The sequence below is a fragment of the Aquisalimonas asiatica genome (assembly GCF_900110585.1).
In the GTDB taxonomy this organism is placed as follows: domain Bacteria; phylum Pseudomonadota; class Gammaproteobacteria; order Nitrococcales; family Aquisalimonadaceae; genus Aquisalimonas; species Aquisalimonas asiatica.
In genome coordinates, this window is sequence record NZ_FOEG01000002.1 from 479446 (window position 1) to 499431 (window position 19986).

22 protein-coding genes are annotated in these 19986 nt (G+C 56.2%); 4 read left to right on the plus strand and 18 right to left on the minus strand.

Going from position 1 to position 19986, the window contains the following annotated elements; all coding sequences use genetic code 11:
- The first annotated feature begins 627 nt into the window (after positions 1-627).
- Entirely contained in the window at positions 628-1311 is a 684-nt protein-coding gene (locus BMZ02_RS06965; protein WP_091641297.1) for a hypothetical protein, read from the plus strand.
- Positions 1312-1464: 153 nt separating this feature from the next.
- Here BMZ02_RS06965 and BMZ02_RS06970 read toward each other — a convergent pair whose 3' ends face one another.
- The 12 genes from BMZ02_RS06970 to BMZ02_RS07010 all read right to left on the minus strand — a co-directional run bounded on the left by BMZ02_RS06970 (position 1465) and on the right by BMZ02_RS07010 (position 11128).
- Complete coding sequence (locus BMZ02_RS06970) at positions 1465-2124, minus strand: SOS response-associated peptidase (protein WP_091641299.1); 660 nt, start codon at positions 2122-2124, stop codon at positions 1465-1467.
- 230 nt (positions 2125-2354) lie between these two features.
- Positions 2355-2711: a hypothetical protein gene (locus BMZ02_RS06975; RefSeq protein WP_091641302.1), complete on the minus strand. Its 357-nt coding sequence runs from the start codon at positions 2709-2711 to the stop codon at positions 2355-2357.
- A 219-nt stretch (positions 2712-2930) separates the two neighbouring features.
- Positions 2931-3605: a hypothetical protein gene (locus BMZ02_RS18755; protein ID WP_139209160.1), complete on the minus strand. Its 675-nt coding sequence runs from the start codon at positions 3603-3605 to the stop codon at positions 2931-2933.
- Positions 3606-3683: 78 nt separating this feature from the next.
- Positions 3684-3935: a hypothetical protein gene (locus tag BMZ02_RS06980; protein WP_139209161.1), complete on the minus strand. Its 252-nt coding sequence runs from the start codon at positions 3933-3935 to the stop codon at positions 3684-3686.
- A gap of 45 nt (positions 3936-3980) precedes the next feature.
- Positions 3981-4289 (minus strand): hypothetical protein, encoded by a 309-nt coding sequence (locus BMZ02_RS18760; RefSeq protein WP_139209162.1) that lies wholly within the window; start codon positions 4287-4289, stop codon positions 3981-3983.
- Between the two features lie 109 nt (positions 4290-4398).
- Complete coding sequence (locus BMZ02_RS19380) at positions 4399-5463, minus strand: protein kinase domain-containing protein (RefSeq protein WP_091641307.1); 1065 nt, start codon at positions 5461-5463, stop codon at positions 4399-4401.
- Between the two features lie 5 nt (positions 5464-5468).
- Complete coding sequence (locus BMZ02_RS06990; protein ID WP_091641309.1) at positions 5469-5870, minus strand: DUF3010 family protein; 402 nt, start codon at positions 5868-5870, stop codon at positions 5469-5471.
- Between the two features lie 143 nt (positions 5871-6013).
- Entirely contained in the window at positions 6014-6709 is a 696-nt protein-coding gene (locus BMZ02_RS18765; RefSeq protein WP_139209163.1) for a hypothetical protein, read from the minus strand.
- A 129-nt stretch (positions 6710-6838) separates the two neighbouring features.
- Positions 6839-7759: a hypothetical protein gene (locus BMZ02_RS06995; protein ID WP_139209164.1), complete on the minus strand. Its 921-nt coding sequence runs from the start codon at positions 7757-7759 to the stop codon at positions 6839-6841.
- Positions 7760-7852: 93 nt separating this feature from the next.
- Positions 7853-8674: a DUF7946 domain-containing protein gene (locus BMZ02_RS18770; protein ID WP_139209165.1), complete on the minus strand. Its 822-nt coding sequence runs from the start codon at positions 8672-8674 to the stop codon at positions 7853-7855.
- A gap of 123 nt (positions 8675-8797) precedes the next feature.
- Positions 8798-10021, minus strand: a complete 1224-nt coding sequence (locus BMZ02_RS07005) for a hypothetical protein (RefSeq protein ID WP_216110732.1) — start codon at positions 10019-10021, stop codon at positions 8798-8800.
- A 132-nt stretch (positions 10022-10153) separates the two neighbouring features.
- Positions 10154-11128, minus strand: coding sequence for a DUF2971 domain-containing protein (locus BMZ02_RS07010; RefSeq protein ID WP_091641317.1), 975 nt, complete (start codon positions 11126-11128; stop codon positions 10154-10156).
- Between the two features lie 233 nt (positions 11129-11361).
- Here BMZ02_RS07010 and BMZ02_RS19120 point away from each other — a divergent pair, with 233 nt between their 5' ends.
- From BMZ02_RS19120 to BMZ02_RS18780, 3 genes are all read left to right on the plus strand, one after another.
- The gene (locus tag BMZ02_RS19120; protein ID WP_216110734.1) at positions 11362-11829 is read left to right on the plus strand and encodes a site-specific integrase; all 468 of its coding nucleotides are present in this window, start codon (positions 11362-11364) and stop codon (positions 11827-11829) included.
- Positions 11786-12331, plus strand: coding sequence for a tyrosine-type recombinase/integrase (locus BMZ02_RS18775; RefSeq protein WP_281244311.1), 546 nt, complete (start codon positions 11786-11788; stop codon positions 12329-12331). The genes BMZ02_RS19120 and BMZ02_RS18775 overlap by 44 nt, the downstream gene beginning before the upstream one ends.
- A gap of 309 nt (positions 12332-12640) precedes the next feature.
- Positions 12641-13513: a GIY-YIG nuclease family protein gene (locus BMZ02_RS18780; RefSeq protein ID WP_139209166.1), complete on the plus strand. Its 873-nt coding sequence runs from the start codon at positions 12641-12643 to the stop codon at positions 13511-13513.
- A 189-nt stretch (positions 13514-13702) separates the two neighbouring features.
- Here the strand turns inward: BMZ02_RS18780 and BMZ02_RS19385 are convergent, their stop codons facing one another.
- The 6 genes from BMZ02_RS19385 to BMZ02_RS07050 all read right to left on the minus strand — a co-directional run bounded on the left by BMZ02_RS19385 (position 13703) and on the right by BMZ02_RS07050 (position 19931).
- Complete coding sequence (locus BMZ02_RS19385; RefSeq protein ID WP_091641322.1) at positions 13703-13960, minus strand: helix-turn-helix domain-containing protein; 258 nt, start codon at positions 13958-13960, stop codon at positions 13703-13705.
- A gap of 465 nt (positions 13961-14425) precedes the next feature.
- Positions 14426-15127, minus strand: a complete 702-nt coding sequence (locus BMZ02_RS19280; RefSeq protein ID WP_091641324.1) for a methyl-accepting chemotaxis protein — start codon at positions 15125-15127, stop codon at positions 14426-14428.
- 85 nt (positions 15128-15212) lie between these two features.
- Positions 15213-16616: an ABC transporter ATP-binding protein gene (locus tag BMZ02_RS07035; protein ID WP_091641327.1), complete on the minus strand. Its 1404-nt coding sequence runs from the start codon at positions 16614-16616 to the stop codon at positions 15213-15215.
- Complete coding sequence (locus BMZ02_RS07040) at positions 16616-17413, minus strand: ABC transporter permease (RefSeq protein ID WP_171909842.1); 798 nt, start codon at positions 17411-17413, stop codon at positions 16616-16618. The genes BMZ02_RS07035 and BMZ02_RS07040 overlap by 1 nt, the downstream gene beginning before the upstream one ends.
- Entirely contained in the window at positions 17410-18348 is a 939-nt protein-coding gene (locus BMZ02_RS07045; RefSeq protein WP_091641330.1) for an ABC transporter permease, read from the minus strand. Before BMZ02_RS07045 ends, BMZ02_RS07040 begins: the two co-directional genes overlap by 4 nt.
- Complete coding sequence (locus BMZ02_RS07050) at positions 18345-19931, minus strand: ABC transporter substrate-binding protein (RefSeq protein WP_091641332.1); 1587 nt, start codon at positions 19929-19931, stop codon at positions 18345-18347. Before BMZ02_RS07050 ends, BMZ02_RS07045 begins: the two co-directional genes overlap by 4 nt.
- Positions 19932-19986: the final 55 nt, after the last annotated feature.

Consider the following 19986-nt stretch of genomic DNA (forward strand, 5'->3'; position numbering starts at 1 on the left):
CGCTTGAGCTATGCATCGACCTCAGTCGGTTGCCCGTCTGAGTGCCGTCCCATCCAGATTTCTCCTCTGGGACTCGCGGCCGTTTCCGACCGTGCGTGAAGCCCACGTGTGCGGCACGGGTAATACACTCTCGTGCACCCCCCGGGGCGGCCTGATACCGCCTTTCGCGAAGTTGCAGGGTTGACTCGGTCGCCCGAGCTCCCGTTTCCGCGTCGCCCAACCCGCTCTCACGGGCTCCGATCCACTGGATCGGGTCGAAGGAGGGAGTTTCACCCTCCAGCGCCCGTTGCCACGCAGCGAGCCCGATTAAGGGCACTGCGCGACGGCAGGTGCGCAAACAAGTTGGCGACTTGTTCGCGGCAGCAGCTCCGGGGGACGCCCCCGGAACGAATCCGGGGTGGCAACCCGGGGCGGCTACCTTCTAAGGGATCCCCGGCAACAGTCGCGTCGTTCGACGCGCTGTGCCTGGGCTTGTGGAGGCGCGAATTTGGCGCGCCATGGAATCTCTTATATGCGGCTCGCTCGCATCGTGCTCGCCAACATCCTGTTATTTGTCGTCATCACCATCCCTGGGAGGTGTTATCGGGGATCCCTTGTTGGGTAAGCCCACAACAAGGGAGATCCTTGATGTCAGCAAAGCCCGCAAGAACACGCCCGATCCCGGACCAGCCCCTCGAATACAAGACGAGCTTCATGCAGCGCACGCTGGATTTGGTCTCACGGGGCTACGTCCAGTGGGTGGGCGGGACCGTCAAAGTTGAGCGGCTCCCACGACTGCGTGCCAAGTTCGCGGCCAATTATGGGACTGCGGCTGATGAGGCGCAGCGGCGACGAATGCGCCGCCACGATGTGCCTCGGGAATGGTTGGTGATTCATGCAGCCAAAGATGCCGACCACGCACAGTGGCTCCTTCTGGCGGAGCCGGGTCACCCGATGACTGTTCTGGAGAGCCCGGCTGACGCGCTCTTGCGTGACAGCCGCATACAGATTCCGTTGAAAGCCAACCAATGGGCCGACTATGAACTGCTACGGCGCGACGGCGCTTGGACCTGGTGTATGACACAGGAGCGCCGCCAGGCCTGGCGGGAACGAATCCACAACGCAGTCAGACAGCCTGATCCTGAACAGCGTCGTAAGGACATGCGTCAACTGGCCTGGTCGTTGGCCCATGTTCCTGGCTTTCGTGGGATTCGCAACGACGCCAAGAAGTTTGTCGATCTGGCGAGAAAGGACTGGAAACGTGTCCATCGTGGGCCGGTTCCCGCCAGACTTCGGTATCCCGGATGGGTGCGACGGATGCGTCACGAATAGTGATGATGCATCGAGCATGAAGCGCTGATGGCAACAGGCATGGAACACACCAGATGCGTTGGAACACCCGATGGAAACATGGGTGTTCCAACGTTCCATCGCTCCTTGATGAAGCATCCCGGTCTCATCGGGTTTGGCGGTGGTTCGGCCTTCTCAGGAAGCAATCGCCTGGACGAGCGAGGCGTCGTCATTCTTCGGTGTGTTGACCCGCGTGCTGACGGGGTGCATCGCAAGTTCGCCGATATCGATGGAACGCGTTGCCGCCTTGATGTCCTCACGACGCGTCAGGGAAGGGTCGAGCCAGTCATCCCAGCATGACGGAGCCAACACCAGCGGCATGCGGTCGTGAACCGAGGCCAGTTCGCCCTTCGCTCCATGGGTAATGATCGCGAAGGAGGCTGGTCTGGTCTCGGTTGCAGGCTCATAGATGCCCGCGTAACACAGGAGATCATCGTCCGCGGTGTGGATGAAGTACGGCACTTTCCCGTGTTCGGTCTTCTGCCACTCGAACCAGCCGCTCGACGGAATCAGACAGCGACGATTAGCGAACGCCGAGCGGAAGTACGAACTGCGTGCGACGCTCTCTGCCCGGGCATTGATCGGAGCAGGCTTGCCTTCATCAGCCCAGCTCGGCCGGAACCCCCATAGGAGCTGAGTGAGCGCCCGCCTTCCCTCGACCGTCATTGCTACCGGCTGCTGTGTGCCTGGTGGGATGTTATAGCGAGCCCCCTGGTCACCGACCTCATCTACGTCGATGCGCAATTGGCGTGTTACCCGGGAGTGAGGGGCATAGTTCGAATAGCGGCCACACATGCCGACCTCGTTGCAAAGCCGACGTTATAGCGAAGGAGTGAAAGCCTCAGTCAAGATACCGCCCGCAGAGGGACCAGCCTCACCGATCGCGAGCCTTCGCTCGCTTCCTCTCTCTGGCCTGCTTATCGGCGATCTTCTCGACGACGACGAGCGTTGCGACGATGAAGGCTACAAGCAATACGGGCGCCATTTCCATAATGAACCCCTTGGTCTGTCACCGGAATGCTGTTTTAAGCATACCCGCCATCACCGATGTGGGCCAGATACTGCTCAACCCGGTCCGACTCACCGCTGGCCACGAGAGTTGCGGCGCTGACGCCGCCCAGGGCGCTAATCGGCGTGTTTCGGTACCAGTGCCACGCATCGCCCCACGAGCCCGCCCAGGGCTGGGTCGTTGTCAGGATGCGCGTCAGGGCCTCCAGCCGTTGGGTGACTTGATCGCTTGGACGCCCAGGCTGGACCAGCTGCGCCTCCTCTGCGCCGATGGCGGCAGCGAGATCGCTGGCCGTCGTCCTAAGGCCAGCCGAGAGCGTCGTAATATCACCGGCTGACGCAGCCTCCGTTAACGTGTCGAGGTCAACGTTCATTCCTTGAGTTTACCTTACGGTCGATGCCTCGTCATGACACGCCACCGATATTGGAACGCACTCGCAACTAGCGACCGGCCGACTGCCGACCCGAAGCGGCCGGCTACGCCTGAATCCTCGAGCGTCCGCTTTGATTCCCAGCAACCCCCGACTCACGCGCCGGTTTGGAGCCGCGAAGCGGCGGAAAACTGGTTGCTGTGCAGCCGATTGTTGGGTGACTTATGGCAGTTTACTCCCATAACTTCGAATGTATTCCAACTGCTCTGGGTCAGAAATCACAATTTCCCCATCAAGTAGATACTCCCACCTGCCTCCATGTGGAGCTCCATCCCCGGCCCAATAACGATGTGCGCAGTCCATATCACCCGTCCTGATAAACTCATCAAACCAGTGTGTGTTCACCTTCGAGAGAGCAAGCTGGTTAGAGATTTTAACGCTGACCATATAAACCTGGTCTCCAAGCATGCTCTTAATGTGTTTAGCTCCCTCGTCGTTTGCATCCGCTAACCAAAGGCATGACAGTCGACTAACTTTGTCTGAGTAATCAGATCTCCTCAATTGCTCCAACGATAATTCTGCTTCCGACAATTCCAGAATCCTCTGCTTTTCCTGTGCAGATACGAGGATCTCATTCCCGTGGCCATCCACCATGTGTAGCCTTCGTCGCAACATGGCCGCTTTGATCAAGATCGTTGCACTTCTGGGGGAAACAGCCCCACCTTGGTAACCGTTTTGGCGAAGGTCTTCGATCGAGAAATTTTCAACAGGCTTATGTACTGCCCCCAAGCCTGGCTCAATAGAAGCTAGATAGTTCGGTGACCAAATCCGTCCAGCGATTGCAAAATTATTACAGGGCAGGAAATCGGCCAGACTGATTGCATGCAAATAGGTCATTATTCACCCACCACTCGCACTAAACGGCGCGAGGAACGAGCGTCCGGCGACCGCAGGGAGCGAATTTAATTGCCTTTTTCAATCTGCTTCTCCACAGCCATCATCAGCAGGCGGAGGGATTTTCTTTGCTTCTTCATAGATGTCCGAAACTTCCTCAAACACACGTTCACCGCAGAGTCGACCCCCCAGCCAGTGACCATTTTCATCAAAAATCGTTGAGGTGGCGTCAGCAGTAATGCCTGGCTTTGGCGCACCATCGCGCACAAACCTATCAGGGTGATTCCCACCACCTGCGAGATACCCGTCATTTCCGTGGGAATGTTCTATCATGTCACGCAGTTCCTTACCTTCCGAAAGCAGATGCTTAGCTCTGCTTTAAGGCGGCTGAATAGCGGGAAAGAGATGCTGTGCTCTTTTCAGCAGCCGGAGCAATTTCCCAGTAACAACTATAAAATGATATGCATCCAACCTTTGTTGATCAGAGTGCTCTTGATGCTCGTCCTTGTACTGCGCCATGGCTTTGAAGCCGCCGGAGAACATTTTATCAAATGCCGTCTTGGAGGCCCGGCTCGACGATAAATATACCTCAGCATCCCTTAGACAAGCCTGAAGCCAGAAAAGAAGCTGTTGGTGATCAAACCAGGTAGCGTCATCTGGAGTGGGGTTTGGAGTCTTCTTTCCCACGCTTAAATTACCCCTTGACCTGCAAAGCGATTGAACGCCGAAGCTAAGCCGCCGTGCAAAGTGCGCAGCGCTATACACGGTCGGCTTGAACGCCTTGTTCGGCAAGCGCTCAACGAAGCTGCTGCACCACCTGCTGGAGACTTCCCTTTCGCTTTCCCCGAACGCGCCGGGGTGTTCCATTCTTTATCTGAAATGCTTCATAGCTCCCATCGCCAACGGGTCTAACTTCGATTCGGGTCTGCCCGTGTGTCACATAGGCACTCCCTGCATCCCACCACCAGTCCTGCATTGATGCTCTTACCTGCGTGAGCTTCGCTGCTGCCTCTGAGACGGTAGAGATGCGTTTACTGGGATCCGGCTCGGTTAGCTTATTTAAGCACCGTCTGGCGGCACCGGAAACCCATGGGGGTAAGGTCGAAAGGTCTAGCAATCTACCCGCACATGCGCGCCGTTCGATGACACCATCGACGTACAACGAACGATCTACCTGATCCTCAATTTCCTGATATTCCTTCCATTCTCGCCTATTCAGGTAGGCCTCCGGATTGTATGACAACGCGCCCCCGAGCAGCTGGTACGTTATCAATCCGATCTGATATACGTCACCGCCCCTCCCATAAGTGTCAGTGCCGAACGACTCCGGCGGGCGATACAAAACACTATGCCCGGACGCATGTGTCGTCTCTTCCCCCTCGTCTAGAGCGCGGACACTGCCGAAATCGGCGATTCGCGGAGCTCCTCTGTCTAGGACAATATTCCCCGGCTTCAGGTCTCGGTGCACCATCCGTTCTGCGTGTATCGCGCTGACACCTCGGCAAATGCCGATTGCGGCGTCAACCGCGCAATGTACACTTGGAAAGCCCTCAATGAGATCGTCCAAGTCCCCACCGAGGCAACGAGGCGTAGCGAAGTACCCCCACTCATCCGATACCATCCGTGCGTCTAGGATTGGCAGTACATTGGGCGAACTTATAGCAGCCAACTGCCTTGGCTCATCATGCTGCCGCTCTCCCGGTTCGCCGCAATAGAATTTTATAGCCACGGATCGACCAGAGATTCTGTTCTCTGCGAAGAATAGGAAGCCGTTCGCGCCGCGATTGTTCTCTTGAAAATCCCGGTAGTCTGTTTCCAGGGCCGCAAGACCGTCTTTGATCTCCTCAGGATAGTCGCACATAAGTTCTAGCCGATTTCCCTCCGGAAAGCTGCGATCGCTGCTCTTAGCGCTGGCTGAAGGTAGGCGTACAGCGACGGGGCCTCGTCGTCCGTCTGATTAATGCGCTGCCCGGACACGAAATCGGCGGCACAAGGTGTGTTCGCGAGCAAAATCGCCTCCATCTTGAGTGATGCAGCGCCCGCCTGCATTTTTCCGGACTCCGGCTTCCCTTTGATTGCCAATATATCCGGATCAACATCATTAAGCACGGCCTTAACTGCATCCTGGAACGCCACTAGTGCATTACGATCACGAGTTCCGCCGAGCGTCATCCGGTTTGAGGTCATGATTTCGTAGCTGTTGCCATCCGAGCGGATGGCCACATAGTTCATGTCGCTTGCTGAGAACTCGACGCCGAGAACCACCATAGCTTTCTCCTAATACATATTCCGCTTGGACTCACCTGCCGAACGCTCTGGGTAACTGGCCGCATGAACGTGTCCAATTCATCCGGGCAAGGTCATCAGCGGAAAAGCCGATCCGTGTTGAAGCTTTTGTTAGGCGAAAATCGCTATAAACTTTGTATAAGAGCGATAATCGCATAAAGAGCTATCAAGTAAATTACAGCCTGCTCTCCAATTGTTACAATCCGCAATCCGTACCCGGCACGAGTCAAATGGCTGTCATAGAATTCAATGGCTCTAAACACATCTATCGCATTGTGCTTGGAGTTTTCTATAAGAGACGACCGGAAATCAAAGTACAGATCAACGATGGAATCGACATTATTCCTCTCCATTACACCTTGGAGCGCTTTAAACGATTCATTAAGCTCTTTCAAATCCCGATCGACATGTGCGATTCTTGCCCTTCTCACAGAAAGGTCTATTCTCCGAGAAATTTCGTAAAATATTCCACTTACAACGATAGCCGTAACAATAAAAATCAGAAACCGCGCAGGAGCTCCATCAGCGACCTCGAGGCCAAACAGGGTGAGTTTCGTATAGTCAATCCCTATCCAAGAAGCGGCTGCCACAAGGGATGATGTCGATACAAATATTCGCTTTGAAGTTAATGTTTTTTTGGATTGCCAGTCATCGAAAACCTTAAAGAGGTCCTCAGTATCCAGCCCGGATTGATCTAACTGCTCCAGCGAGCCCTCTGTTATTTCCTCATCATCAGACGACATTTCGATTTCTCTGGGGGGCTCACCAGGACTCTTCATTCTTGGCGTCGTAAGCCTTCCCATCACATCATGATTGTCCATAGAATAGAACCTTTCCTCCACGCCTAACGCCTTTCTTCAGCGGCAATAATGCACTGGCGTGGGCTTTGCGCAAGCAAAGTACATGACAGTGCATTATTGTCCGACTGCAAGAATTTGTTAGGCATAAGTTTATCTTGGCCCCTTGCCAATTACGGACTCAACCCTAGACTGAAGCCTTTGCGCTAATTCCTCTGCAGTCTCCCAGTCAATACAGTTGAACTGACGGATATCAAAATGAAGACCGGACATCTCATCCTTCCTGCATGTCCAGAATATTGGGAGACCAATCCCCATGGCGTAACCGGCCTCGAAATAAACACCGCCCCGATGTCCTGTAAAATCGGCTACGAGAAATCTTGAAGTATTTATTTGGTTGATAATTTCATCGTCGATCCGGTTAATGTGTTCAACCTTGTCCATTCTCGTTGGCTCATAGCCAGAATTAACAAGAGCAAGCTGAAAGCCATTTGAATAGATTGCGTCCAGATCAGGTTGAAATGACATAGCTACAAAGCCCTTGATAGAGCTTGACATCTTGCCCTTTAGCTCTTCAAGCCTCATGTAGCCCCCTGGGAGAATCTCACAACCGCCTGCTAAGGTTTTGGCTTCCGCTAGCCGTTGATCTTTTAGCATGCTCAGCAGAAAGTGTACGTCATTCTTATCAGACGAATACGTTGCAGCCAAGAAACGCGGCTCTTGAATATTGAAGCTCTCGCCAAGCCCTTTCATACCCGACTCTGCCTCAAGCAATATGCCGTAGGCTCTTTCAACAACTGACGGAAGAGGCGAGTCCGCAATCCTTTGCAAAGTGTCAGAAGTAATCATTGGTACTGTGCCATTTCTGTTCTGGGTTCTAACCCAGCCCGACAGTTTAGCGCGGCGCTCTTTTCCATGAGGTTGGCGTATTAGTGAACATGCAGTACCAGAAATCTTGAACTCACCGCATCTTGGACAATTTTGATGGATCCCATCAAATCCACCTGATGGAATGGTTTGGGCCAACTGGTCTGCGCAAACTTCACACTTGTCATTATTTGAATCTGAAACCATTTCCGATCCTTGCTTGCCTAACGCCCGCAGCACGCGCGGCTTTGTAGTGAAGGCGCAGCCGCAACGGAAAAGCCGTCGCTGTGCCTGCGATTGTTAGTCATTTTCAATGCGCCGAATTTCCTCAATGACATAACGTTTGATCGCTCCTTTGGCAGACAGGACCTTCGTGGCGTCAAAGCTAATCTTCCCCCCTAAGTCACGATTTGCCTGATCCATGGACCAAGTCAGATGCTCCTTTTGCTTGGCTGGAACGTTGTCCGTCAGCATGAAAGAAACTGTTTTATCAAGTTCGTCAACATACATTCTTCCGAAACCCGAGAGGATGTTATACCGAGTAACATTGCCAACAATCCCAGCAATGATTTCATTGTCGTATTGCAGGGAAACGGCATCGAGAGTCTCGGAGTTGAATAGCATTCGGTCGTGGGTTCGATTTCGGCCTACAGCGATCACAACATCGCGATTTTGTTTTACAGGGCGATGAAATTTTTCGAGAGGCACTTCTAGCGCCTCCTCGATCTCGCCGATAAATGGTTCTTTTCGGTTTTCTAGCCTTCGTACCCTTGCAGTTTCCGGCTTATAGTCAATATCGACTGCTTTTGACCATGTCCACTTTACGAGATCCCAAAGAGCAGCCCCAGCCACACTATATCCAATTATTGAAGTAGCATCGGAGCTTAGAACAACTGTGATAATTTCTTGGAAGCTGCCGCGCCGGGACGGGCTGATATAGATCTCCGCCCCCGTAGCCTTGTTGGCTCTTTTGCGGATCTCGCCATCATTGATTAAAGCATGGGTGCTTATTGCGAGAGCTCTAGCAAACCCTTGAATCGAAACACCTGCATCATAAAGGTCGAGCCGACCTTCCTCAGCAGTTCCATGATGATAGCTCACTTTGATTTGAAGACTTGCCAAAACTCCTCCCGTAGCTCAATCGTGAATAACGCTTGGCTTTGCGGCGTTCCGGAGCGCAGCGTAGGTACGTCCGACAACAGCCATTGTTAGCTGATTCTTGGCGAAATAGAGAACATCCAATATTCACCAATCCATGTTTGCTGCTGCATCCATTTGATTCTCGAGGTATTCCACAAGTTCTGACATAGCCTCATCTGAGCGCATAGCTTTTGAGTATGTAGAATCAGCAACAAAAGTAAGTATGCTTGGTACGGTGCTAAAAAGATGCGATCTCACGGGCGACAAATAACTTGACCAAAAATCATCCAAGAAGGAATCAATATTTCTGATTGCCTCCACCTCATCAAAAGCAGGCGCCCCACTGAATGAATAACGATTCGCTCCGGTTTCAGCCAAAAGCACCGGAACTGCCCCAGCATCCGAGTGAAATGAGAATGCTTCCCCACGTTTACCAAAAGCACCATGGGCCATGAAGTTTCTCATCTGTACCCGCAGCAGCAGGAGCTTATCGTAATGATCCTTAAAGCAAGGATCATCTAAATCTAATGCCGCTCGAAATTTCTCTTTCCAGTTAGCCGTAGCCATATCGGCGACTTGATATCCGTTCTCTATACGCCCCCTCAGTATCGCAACATGAATAAACGCATGCTCAGACCAGCTAAAAAATGCATCGACGGCAGCCTGACCTATCCAATCAGTTTCAGAAGCGAGCTCCAAAACACCTGAATTGAGCGCTCTTAGCAGTGACTGGAGATCAGAGGAATCCTTTTCTTGCCTTAGCTCCGCACTCTGTCTCTCCGCTTCAGCCTTTTTCTCTGTAAATTTATCTTTGAAAAATTGGTAACGCTCGAAGAGCCATTTGCTATGGTTGAGTACGTTAAGCCTGTTGCCCTTGGCCTCTTGTTTTGCGCGCCAGTCAAAATACGGTCCTGCCAAATTTACAGCTTTCCGTATTTTATTCGCTATCAAATCCGAATCTTCTTCCTGTTGCTCATTCGGGCGACCGCTCATGCGAGCACCAGGATCTCTATTTGGAGCACAGATTCGAAGCCCCATCTTTTGGTGCTCTATTGCGTAGAGTCTGTCCTGGTACCTGATTGGCACAGTCCACGCGCTTTTTTCCCACGCCCCCATCCTAGGAAACTGAAGGAAATCGACGAACATGAAGTACACGAGATAATAAGGAGGGAGTCTCTTACTGCCTCTTGTTGTAGATGACAGCATCAGTGCCTTCGGCTCATGATCCGATCGAGGTTTACCCGCTGGCTTGATATCACCCAACGCATCCAGAACCTTTCGTCTTAATTTGGCGAAGTCATCTGGTACTTCTCCAGTTTTTTCGTCCAATGATTCACCTCCAGCGAGCATGAACTTCAGCAATCGAACCAGCTAACGCCGCCAGCACGCGCGGCTTTGTAGTGGAGGCAAAGCCGCAACGGAAAAGCCGTCGCTGTGCCTGGCATTGTTATGGCCCCGAACTCAGCCTACGATCTCAGGTATCATCTGAAATCTATTATGTGACAACCGCATTCGGTGCACGTCGATGCCTTTAGTTCTTGCGATATCCACTATTTTTTCTTCATCTTCTTTGGATATTTTGGATCCTAGGTATACCCCCTTAGGCACTGGCACAGAATAGTTCATCGGCGGATCACTGGGACTCATTGGCAAGATCAGCCTCCATTCGTGCTCATAGCTCCAATCTTTTGCCTTGTGAATTGCCGATATTATTCCGAAAAGGTTGTTGAAAGAGCCTGCCCGGCTTTGCTCCATAAAAAAATCGGATGCATCAAACAGCTCATCATCATACAGCACAGGCCATAAGCACCTTGACCTGATATCCGTAACAGGCAGCTCAGAAAAATCATATTCAATCGCGAAACCAGTGTGGTTGGCAGAGTAATGGGACCACATAAGCATCGAATCCATACGCTGGCTGAATGAACAGATCTTATAACCCTGCTTAATTGCAGCATTGAACCTTCTGTTCATTTCAATGATGTTATTATCAGTGAAACCTTTACACACCTCATATAGCTTATCGACCATGTCCGGTGTTACAGATGAACCTTTATGGTTGGCGGCTAGCTCTATCATTGCCTTGAGTGGATCATCTGAGGTCGACAAGATATTCATATTGTCTTCAGTGAAGAAATTATCACCTTCACCACTCGTCTGATTTTCTATGGACTGTAGTAAGAGGGAGTCCATATAGTCGCTACTAAAGTCAAAACACAAGGACGAGTCATAAGGATCATTGAAGTTAGCAGCGTGCGTACACCAGGCAGAGTCTTCTTTGAGGTTGCTTAAGGCATACTCGTTTACTGATCTGTATTTGTAGAGACTTTTGGGAATATGCTGTTTTTTCAGTTGTATCGCAGCCTCTACGTTGAGATCTTTCTGACGGTAGCTAAAGAAGTATCTCCGAAGATCTTGGACCCAATCTTCTCTCATTTAAACTCCCAGAATGTCGACACTATAACAGTGAATGGACCGCCGTCACGGTGATTGGATCACTGTGACGGCGGCATATCCACCGTTACGGGCTTCGGCCCCGCGGCTTTTGCTTGTTCTTTCGGGAGGTTACCGCGGGAAGGGCATGCGGGGCCACCAATCACTTGACGGCGCGTTTTCGTGCCGTAATCATACTGTACAAATAGCCAGTTGGCATGGAGGCCACCCAACCAATGAACACGCCGGAGCGGCCGCGTCGACTGCGGGATGTCGTCAGGGATGTCATACGCACGCGGCGCTACAGCCCGAGAACCGAGAAGACCTACTGGTACTGGATCCGGTATTTCATTCGGTTCCACAACATGTCCCACCCCCGTGAACTCGGCAAGGCCGACGTACAGGCGTTCCTGACCTGGCTTGCTGTAGAGCGAGGGGTTGCCGCCTCGACCCAGAACCAGGCTTTGAACGCCTTGGTTTTCCTGTATGGGAAGGTTCTGGAGAGTCCGCTCAGCGATATCGGTGAAGTTGTCCGCGCTCAGCGCCCGCGCCGGTTACCAACCGTATTGAGCCACGGCGAAGCCATGGCCGTCATTGGTCAACTCCAGGCTCCCTACGATCTAATGAGGTCCCTGATGTACGGTGGGTGCAGGCCTCCGGGTGAGCGAGGCGGCGCGGCTCCGGGTGAAGGATCTCGACTTTGAGCAGTGCATGATCACCGTGCGCGATGGCAAGGGCGGCAAGGACCGCACGACGCTATTACCCGCGACTTTGCTCGAGCCATTGCGAACCCGTGTTTCCGGGATTTGTGCGCGTCACGCCTCCGAGGGCGATAGGGACTCGGTGCCCGTGAGCCTTCCTGACGCGTTGATGCGAAAGTATCCCAACGCTGGCAGGTCGGTCCATTGGCAGTGGCTTTTTCCGTCGGACGCGCTGTGCCAAGACCAGTGGGGCAGCATCGTTCGTCATCACATCCACATCAGCGCCGTACAGAAGGCCGTTAGCAAGGCCGTGAAGCTCTCTGGCTGTTCGAAGCCAGCCGGGTGCCATACTTTCCGGCATAGTTTCGCGACGGAACTCCTCAAGCGGGGCACGGATATACGAACTGTCCAAGAATTGCTCGGTCACAAGGACGTCAAGACAACGCAGATCTATACGCATGTCGTCGGTCAGGCGTTTGCAGGTGTCAGCAGTCCCCTTTCCTGAAGCTCGTGCTGCACGATCGTCCAGCCGAGAACAGACATTGATGTACATAGCGCGACCGTCCGCTCCGCGTCGCAAAGCTGGCCCTGAGCTGCCATTGGCCCAGCATCCGCCAGCGTCTTCTCTCCCGACCAAAGGGAGTAACGACGCGCCACCAAATGATTGATTGGCTTTTATAGCCTTAACCACGCTAATCTTCTGTAGATCGATAACACAAAGCACAGTTCCGCATTCACAGTGGGGTGCTATGACTGCGTCACGGTTATTGAATTGCCTTGACGACGCTTCTACTCTCTGTTGGAGCACGCAGCTATGGTAGAGACAACAAATCTTTATATCCTGATATTCCCGGAACGTCGAGCCATAAAAATTGGCAAGGCTAATGACATTCATAACCGAACCCAAGCGTTAAAACGTTGGTGGGGAGAGGCTGACTACGAGGCGTCCTATTACCTGAGCGCACCGGCGAGACTGATATTCGAACTGGAGAAGTGTCTTCACTTCTTGTTGTCGCAATATGCCGTTCTCTATGAAGAAGGCGACGGACGAACAGAAATATTTTCCATTGATGCCCTTGATGTCGCGCTTAAGCAAATCGACCTATATTCTTCATCAAATCCGAATATTGAAGGATTAAAAAAAGGTGTACCGCGCCCAATTCTTGCGACTACTCCGCCTCAACTTCGCAGCAAACATACGGAAACTATTCGCAAGTCAAAGGCCATGGTCGAGGGCGTCACCCGAACCGCTGCCCAGTTCGACCGGATCAATCGCCTCATCATAATCTTGCTGCGGAGACAGTCTCGGATTCCATACCAATACGACGTTATTGACGACTGCGTCTATTTTCGATTCCGTCTTTCGAAAAAGGCTGCGGCAAGATTAAATCCCGACAATTTGATCCATTACTTTCGCTTCAATATTGAGGACCTCAACGGTCGGTCTGCCATCAACTGTTGCTCGGTTACCGAGGTTGAGGACGTCATGCAATTCAGAGTACACCTCCTTTCGGAAAATAAAGACGGGCCGAAGGACGAGCTCTTCGCCTACTTTGCGACGCAAAGCAAATTTCTACTCAAGAAATTGCCGCAATGCTCATTGGCTGCAACATCTCCAATACCGATGCTCGACGGGTCTCAAGTCCTCAAAGACCTACTTCAGAACCAAGAAAACGGCATGTTCTGAAAATCGCATGCACTCTGCCAGCAAAAAAGCGTCGCTCCTTCATGGCTCTTCTTTTTTCTGCCGGTGATGCGAAACGTTAGGTGTCAACCCAATGTCAGCTGTCGGTTAAGTCGGTCGGGGCGCGGCCCGCTTGGTAAGAGCGTCTCACCTTCGCGGCGAGCTGCCCCACTCCTTCCTCGCTTGCGGAGTTCACCCAAGCGAGGAGTTTCGAGGGCGCCCTCCGCGGCTCCTGCTCTCTCTGGGTGGTTTCGCTGATTGAGTGCCCGGATACTCCAGCCTGTTCTCAAGCCAGGCGTCGACGTCCGCCGGCCGCCATCGGTATTCGCGCCCCAGCTTGATATAGGGAGGAAGGTCCTGACCCCGGCAGAGTCTTGTCCGGATCGCTCCAGGGTTCAGCCCAAGGTAGGCCGCCAGCTCTTGCGTCGTGAGGAGTGACTGTTCGTGCATTGGTTTGGTCCTTTTTGCCGTCTACTCCCCTCTAAGGGATCCGCGGCAACAGGAACCGGTATTCGGCCCTCCCAGCTTTCATGGGACGCCAAGGTTTATGCAGTACTCATGCAGTACTGCATGGGCAAAAACTTGTCATACGCGGTAATGCGCGGTAACGTTGGGTAACTGCAAACAACTGATTGGCCGACACTTTATTGTGTAAGCGCTTGTTTTTCGGTATGGTTTGATAGCTTTCGGGAGGCAGGGGTCGTAGGTTCAAATCCTGCCACCCCGACCATACAAACCAACGGTTGACCAGAGCCGTTACCGGAAACCCGTCCCTACTGGCGAAACTGCAGGCCGTTTGCAGGCCAGCCCAGGGGCGGGTTTTCTTCGTTTGGTGTCAGCGAGAATTCCTTCCGCAGGCAAACCACCGGGCGCCAACGCGCCCGACGTAGGGGCGCACGCCCGGTATCGGTGCGGTCACACCCTCTTGAGGGCCTCCTCGAGCTCGCGCATGCGCGAGGTAATGGACTCCGCGGAGCTGCCGGTCTCTGATGCAAGCTCCTTGACCTGGTCGGCAACCACTGCGAACCCACGGCCGGCCTCTCCGGCACGCGCCGCTTCGATACTGGCGTTAAGACTGAGCATGCGCAGTGACTTGAGCGTATGCAGGATCTGCTGGGTATCGGTGATGATCTTGCCGCTGATATCGCCAATCTCTTCCATCTGTTGCTGGCGTAGCCGCTCCTCCCCCTTCCGGTCGCCGATGTCGGTAACGACACCCTCCAGGTAGACCACACGGCCCTCGGCGTCCAGGACACCGCCGCCCTGCTCGTTCACCCAGCGCTCGACGCCGTCCGAGGCGACGATCCGGTAATCCACATTCCACTGCGTCCCCTGCTGCAGGGCCACGTCAATGGCATCATCGACGGCTTCGGCATCTTTCGGGCTGATGAGAGACACGTACGAGGCGACGCGATTGTTGATGAGCTGCTCGGCGTCATAGCCTGTCAGCAGGCGGGTCTGCCCGCTCATGACAAGCATGGTGTAATGCTCGTCGTGCCGACACCGGTACAGGAAGCCTTGCATCCTGCTCGCAATACTCTCGTAAGCGGACGCCAGCCCCGTGTCGGCCGCGGTGTCGTGATCGCTGCCACGCTCTGGATCATGTTCCACAGGCATTGCCCCTACTGTTGATCGGCAAATTAAAGACTGCCCCGGTATCGCGGGCGCCCTTACCGGGCACCGGGATCGTCCCTGTGGTTCCCTAATCGAGCCGGAGTACCCGGTGACAGACCCGGTCAACCAGTACCGGGTCGTGGCTGACCAGCAGAACGGCGTAGTTCCGTGTTCTGGCGAGTTCCCCGAGCATCAGGATTATATCGCGCGACGTGATGGGGTCGAGCCTGGAAACCGGCTCGTCCGCAAACAGGAGCACCGGCTCCAGGAGCATTGTACGCGCAATGGCGAGGCGCTGGAGTTCGCCGCCGGAGACGTCACCGGCCGGGCGCTCGAGCAGTTCGGGAGCGAGGCGCATCTGCTCCAATAACGGCGGCAGTCTGTCCGCGTCCAGCCCATGCAGCTGGATCAGATCATCGAACAGCCGCCCCAGGGGCACCCCGGGGGCAAAGGCTGCGGGCGGATCCTGATAGAGCTTGAGGTACTTGTGCCCGGGGATGCCCTCGGCACGCTGTACCGTGCCAGTGTCGGGGGGGAGCAGCCCCAGCAGAATGTCGCCCAGGGTGCTCTTGCCACAGCCACTGTCGCCGGTAACGCCGATCACCTCCCCGGGAAAGACATCCAGATCCAGCTCGTGGAACAGTCGCTTTCCGCCTCTCACCTTGCTCAGCTGCCGGGCCTGGATGACCGGGGTCTGCTGCCGCAGACGACGCCCCGCATGTTTATCCACCGACTCCCACAAGGCGGGAGAAGCCGCCATCAGCTCCCGGGTGTACTCGGCCCGGGCCGCGGCCAGCAGCTGCCCGGCACTACCCTCCTCCACGACCTGGCCGTGCCGCATCACGATGATCCTGCCGCCCAGTTGCCGGGCCACGTCGATGTCATGGGTGATGGTCAGAACGGCGCCGTCGTCTGCCTGCCGGGTCAGGAGTGTGGCGACGTAGTCCCGTTTGCTGGCATCCAGCCCCTTGGTGGGTTCGTCCGCAAGAATGATCCGCGCGCCACCCGCCGTGGCCGCACAGAACGCCAGTCGTTGCGCCATACCACCCGATAACTCGCCGGGAAGCTTGGCGCCGTCGTTCGCCAGCCCCACGCCGTCGAGATCCCTGTGTGCACTTTGCTGCGCCACGGATCGACTCTGGTCCAGGACACATTCGTAGACCTCGGCGACCTGCTGCTGGCTCCGCATCAGTGGATCCAGCGAGTGCCAGGGCTCCTGCGGCAGCATCGTAATGGTGCGCCCCCAGAGCTGGTGCAGGGTGTCCTCATCCAGATCCCGCAGGTCCCTGCCATCGATCCGGATCCGCCCCTGCGTTGTCATTCCGGGCGGCAACAGGCCCATGACGGCCTGTGCGAGGATGCTCTTGCCGGCTCCGGTCTCTCCGAGAATGGTCAGCCTTTCGCCGCGATTCAGGGTTAACGACAGGTTCTCCACCAGGCAGTCATCGCCGGCGAAAACGGACAGGTTCTCAATCTCGATGCCGGGGACCATCAGCGGTTCCTCCCTGCCAGCAGGTTGAGGCCGAACACCAGCAGGAATACGGCAATCAGCGGCTGGGCCAGTACCCAGGGGGCATCACTGTAATAGGGGAACAACTCCACCATCATCAGTCCGAGCTCGGCCGTGGGCGGTTGCAGCCCGACGGCCACGAACCCCACTGCGGCGAGGGCCAGGATGGAGTTGGCCGCGCCGAAGGCCGCCAGCGTGAGGACCGGCGTCACCACGGCCGGCCAGACATGCCGGCGGAAGCAGTAGAACCAGCCGAAGCCAAGCATCCGGGAGGCCTGCATCTGCGGTGAGCTCACCACGGTGCGGGTCACCGCACGGACGACCCGGAAGTACTCCACCCAGAGCACCAGAGAGATGCCGATGTACAGCATCAGCAAGGACCCCGGCGCCACGGCGGCGAACAGCAGGATCAACACCAGACCGGGCAGTGCCAGCAGCATGTTGACGAAAAACGACACCACTTTGTCGGTCACGCCCTGCCGCCAGCCGGCGAGGACGCCCAGTGCCACGCCCACGGTGGCCGAGGTCAGCACGCACAGCAGGCCGAGCAGCATCGACAGCCGCACGGCGGCACCCATGCGCGCCAGCATGCTGCGGCCGAACTGATCCGTGCCGAGAGGGGTATCGACGCCCGGTGTGGCGAAGGCGTTGTCGAGGTTCTGCAGGGCTGGGTCCGCACCGTGCAGCAGGCCTTCCAGCAGGGCGAATACCACCAGCCCGCCAATAATGGCGGCACCGGCTTTCTGACCGCGATTGAGATTCATGAGGGTCTGTTTCATGCCTGGCCCCTCGCGCGCGGATCGATGAGGTAGCAGGCGATATCCACCAGCAGATTCAGCCCCACGAAGATCAGTCCCATGGCGAGGGCGGCCCCCTGGATCATGGGGACGTCCCGGGCAAAGATCGCGTGGGCCAGGCCATGGCCGACCCCGGGCCAGGAAAACAGCGACTCGATCATGACAATCCCTTCAATCAGGCTCACCAACTGAATCCCCATGAAGGCCACGACCGGCAGGGCGAAATTGCGCAGGCCGTGGCGGGCAAAGCTCTGGCGGTAGCTGAGGCCCTTGATGCGGGAGAAGCGGAAGAACGCCGACTGCACCACATCGAATGCGCTGTGGCGGATCACCCGGCTGGACACCGCCGCCAGCGCCAGGGCGAGGCTGATGGCGGGCAGCACCACGTAGTTGAGACCATCAAACCCGGCCACCGGGAACAGCTGCATCTCCAGGGCAAAGAGCAGGATCAGGACCAGGCCGATCACGAACACCGGTTGCGCCCGCAGGAAGGACGAACCGAACAGGGACAGGCGGTCGAACCAGCTGTTGGCCCGGATCGCCGCATAAATACCGATTGGCAGGGCCAGGAGGGCTGCGATGACAATCGCCACAGCGGCCAGCACCAGGGTATACCCCAGCAAATGGCCGATCTCGTGCATCACGGGCAGGCCACTCACCATGGAGTGACCGAGATCGAAGCGCAGCAGGTCGTAGAACCATTCCAGGTACAGGATCCAGGCGGAGCGATCCAGCCCCAGCTCGGCGGTGACCGCCTCGGCTGCCGCGAGATCGACGTTGTCGTAGCCATAGCGTCCGGCGGCGATGCGGAAGGCGGCGTCACCGGGCATCAGGCGCATGAGGATGAAACTCACCGTGCCCACACTCCAGACCACGAAGGCCGCCTGGCCCAGTCTTTTCAGTAGTAGTGAAATCATTGTTCCGGGAAGCTCATTTCCGAGATGCGGTAGTTGCGCTCGTAGGGGTCGAAACTGAAGTTCTCCACGCGGTCCGACAGCGCCGTCTGCTGGGTGTAGAACACCACCGGGATGACGGGCATCTCCTCCACCAGCAGGCGCGCGGTGCGTTCCGCCAGCTCCCGGTATTCGTCGTCGTCGGTGGTGGCGACCATCTGCCGCAGCCAGCGGGGGACTTCATCGCTCTCCCAGCCCATGGCGCCCCACTCACCGTTGCCGCCATTGCCGTAGTCCGCCAGAAAGACCCCCAGGGGGTCGGCGACATTGCCGTAGTTCCTGGCAACCAGGGCGGTTTCGAGCGTGCCCTCGTGGTGCTCCCGGGGGATGCCGCTGGAGTTGACGACCGTGACCTCCAGGTCGATGCCGATGGTGCGCCACTGGGCCTGGATGGCGGTCGCGACCACGATCAGCTCGGGGCGGTCGGCATAGGTGGTCATGCGCAGCTCGAAGCGTTCACCGTCGCGGCGCAGAACGCCATCCGGGCCCGGCTCCCAGCCAAGGTCGGTCAACAGCGAGCGGGCGTGGTCGATGTCGTGATCCAGCGGGGGCAACTCATCCACATGCCAGTCGGTGAGTGACGCCGGCACCAGCTGGTTGGCCTCCGTTCCGGGGACCCGGATCACCCGCTCGGCAATGCCGGTGCGGTCCACGGCCAGGCTCATGGCACGGCGGGCATCACGCTCGGCCATGAACGGGTGACCGGAATTGAGCTTGATCTGGATGGTGCGCGGGATGGTGTCGGAGTGCACATGCACATCGTCCTGGCGTTGCAGCAGGTCGAGACTCGCCGGGTCCAGGGTGTAGATGATGTCGGTCTGGCCGGCCATGACCTGCAGGGCCCGGCTCTCCGCACGGTGGCCCGTCAGGTAGATGGCCCTGCCGATATTGGCGTTCTCGCCCCAGTAATCATCGAAGCGGCTCACTTCGATACGGTGCGGCGGGTCGAAGCTTGCGACCTGATAGGGCCCCGTCCCGTACATCCATGGGACGGCGGCCTCGTCGGTGTAGGAATCCGGGGAGAGAATCACGCTTGTGAAGTGCGCCATGATGGCGCCAAGGGGCCGGAACGGCTCGCTGAGATGGACGCTCACCCGGTACGGGCCGTCCACGCTGAAATCGTCGATGGGAGCCGTGTTGATGGCACCGGGTTTGCGCAGCGCCATCCGCAGGGCATGGACGACCGCTTCGGCATCCATGTGCGCGCCGTCGTGGAAATCCACGTCCTCGCGCAGCTCGAACGTCCAGCGCAGGCCGTCGTCGCTCACCTGCCAGTCGGTGGCGAGGCCGGGCTGCAGCTGCCCCCGGGCATCCACTTCCAGCAGGCTTTCCGCCACCTGCATGCGCGTGTAGACGAACCCGTCACGGGCCGGGTCCTGACTGGTGAACTCGAACGGGCCACCGAGGGTGAGCACATCCGGGTCCTGGTTCGGTGCACAAGCGCTGGTCAGGGACAGCAACAGGGCGACGGCGAGACAGCTGCCGACCCTGGCGGCGGTCCGGAGGGAAGGCACTGACGAATACAAACGGCACAAATTCTGATGCATGGTTCTGATCTCACGACGGTGATCCCGGCAACCTGACCGGGCCAGCGTCGAACGT

Bases quoted from the DNA above. Each gene is read 5' to 3' on its own strand.
- BMZ02_RS06965 (WP_091641297.1), top strand. From the start codon at position 628: ATGTCAGCAAAGCCCGCAAGAACACGCCCGATCCCGGACCAGCCCCTC.
- BMZ02_RS06970 (WP_091641299.1), bottom strand. From the start codon at position 2,124: ATGTGTGGCCGCTATTCGAACTATGCCCCTCACTCCCGGGTAACACGC.
- BMZ02_RS06975 (WP_091641302.1), bottom strand. From the start codon at position 2,711: ATGAACGTTGACCTCGACACGTTAACGGAGGCTGCGTCAGCCGGTGAT.
- BMZ02_RS18755 (WP_139209160.1), bottom strand. From the start codon at position 3,605: ATGACCTATTTGCATGCAATCAGTCTGGCCGATTTCCTGCCCTGTAAT.
- BMZ02_RS06980 (WP_139209161.1), bottom strand. From the start codon at position 3,935: ATGATAGAACATTCCCACGGAAATGACGGGTATCTCGCAGGTGGTGGG.
- BMZ02_RS19380 (WP_091641307.1), bottom strand. From the start codon at position 5,463: ATGTGCGACTATCCTGAGGAGATCAAAGACGGTCTTGCGGCCCTGGAA.
- BMZ02_RS06990 (WP_091641309.1), bottom strand. From the start codon at position 5,870: ATGGTGGTTCTCGGCGTCGAGTTCTCAGCAAGCGACATGAACTATGTG.
- BMZ02_RS18765 (WP_139209163.1), bottom strand. From the start codon at position 6,709: ATGGACAATCATGATGTGATGGGAAGGCTTACGACGCCAAGAATGAAG.
- BMZ02_RS06995 (WP_139209164.1), bottom strand. From the start codon at position 7,759: ATGGTTTCAGATTCAAATAATGACAAGTGTGAAGTTTGCGCAGACCAG.
- BMZ02_RS07010 (WP_091641317.1), bottom strand. From the start codon at position 11,128: ATGAGAGAAGATTGGGTCCAAGATCTTCGGAGATACTTCTTTAGCTAC.
- BMZ02_RS19120 (WP_216110734.1), top strand. From the start codon at position 11,362: ATGAACACGCCGGAGCGGCCGCGTCGACTGCGGGATGTCGTCAGGGAT.
- BMZ02_RS18780 (WP_139209166.1), top strand. From the start codon at position 12,641: ATGGTAGAGACAACAAATCTTTATATCCTGATATTCCCGGAACGTCGA.
- BMZ02_RS19385 (WP_091641322.1), bottom strand. From the start codon at position 13,960: ATGCACGAACAGTCACTCCTCACGACGCAAGAGCTGGCGGCCTACCTT.
- BMZ02_RS19280 (WP_091641324.1), bottom strand. From the start codon at position 15,127: ATGCCTGTGGAACATGATCCAGAGCGTGGCAGCGATCACGACACCGCG.
- BMZ02_RS07035 (WP_091641327.1), bottom strand. From the start codon at position 16,616: ATGGTCCCCGGCATCGAGATTGAGAACCTGTCCGTTTTCGCCGGCGAT.
- BMZ02_RS07040 (WP_171909842.1), bottom strand. From the start codon at position 17,413: ATGAAACAGACCCTCATGAATCTCAATCGCGGTCAGAAAGCCGGTGCC.
- BMZ02_RS07045 (WP_091641330.1), bottom strand. From the start codon at position 18,348: ATGATTTCACTACTACTGAAAAGACTGGGCCAGGCGGCCTTCGTGGTC.
- BMZ02_RS07050 (WP_091641332.1), bottom strand. From the start codon at position 19,931: ATGCATCAGAATTTGTGCCGTTTGTATTCGTCAGTGCCTTCCCTCCGG.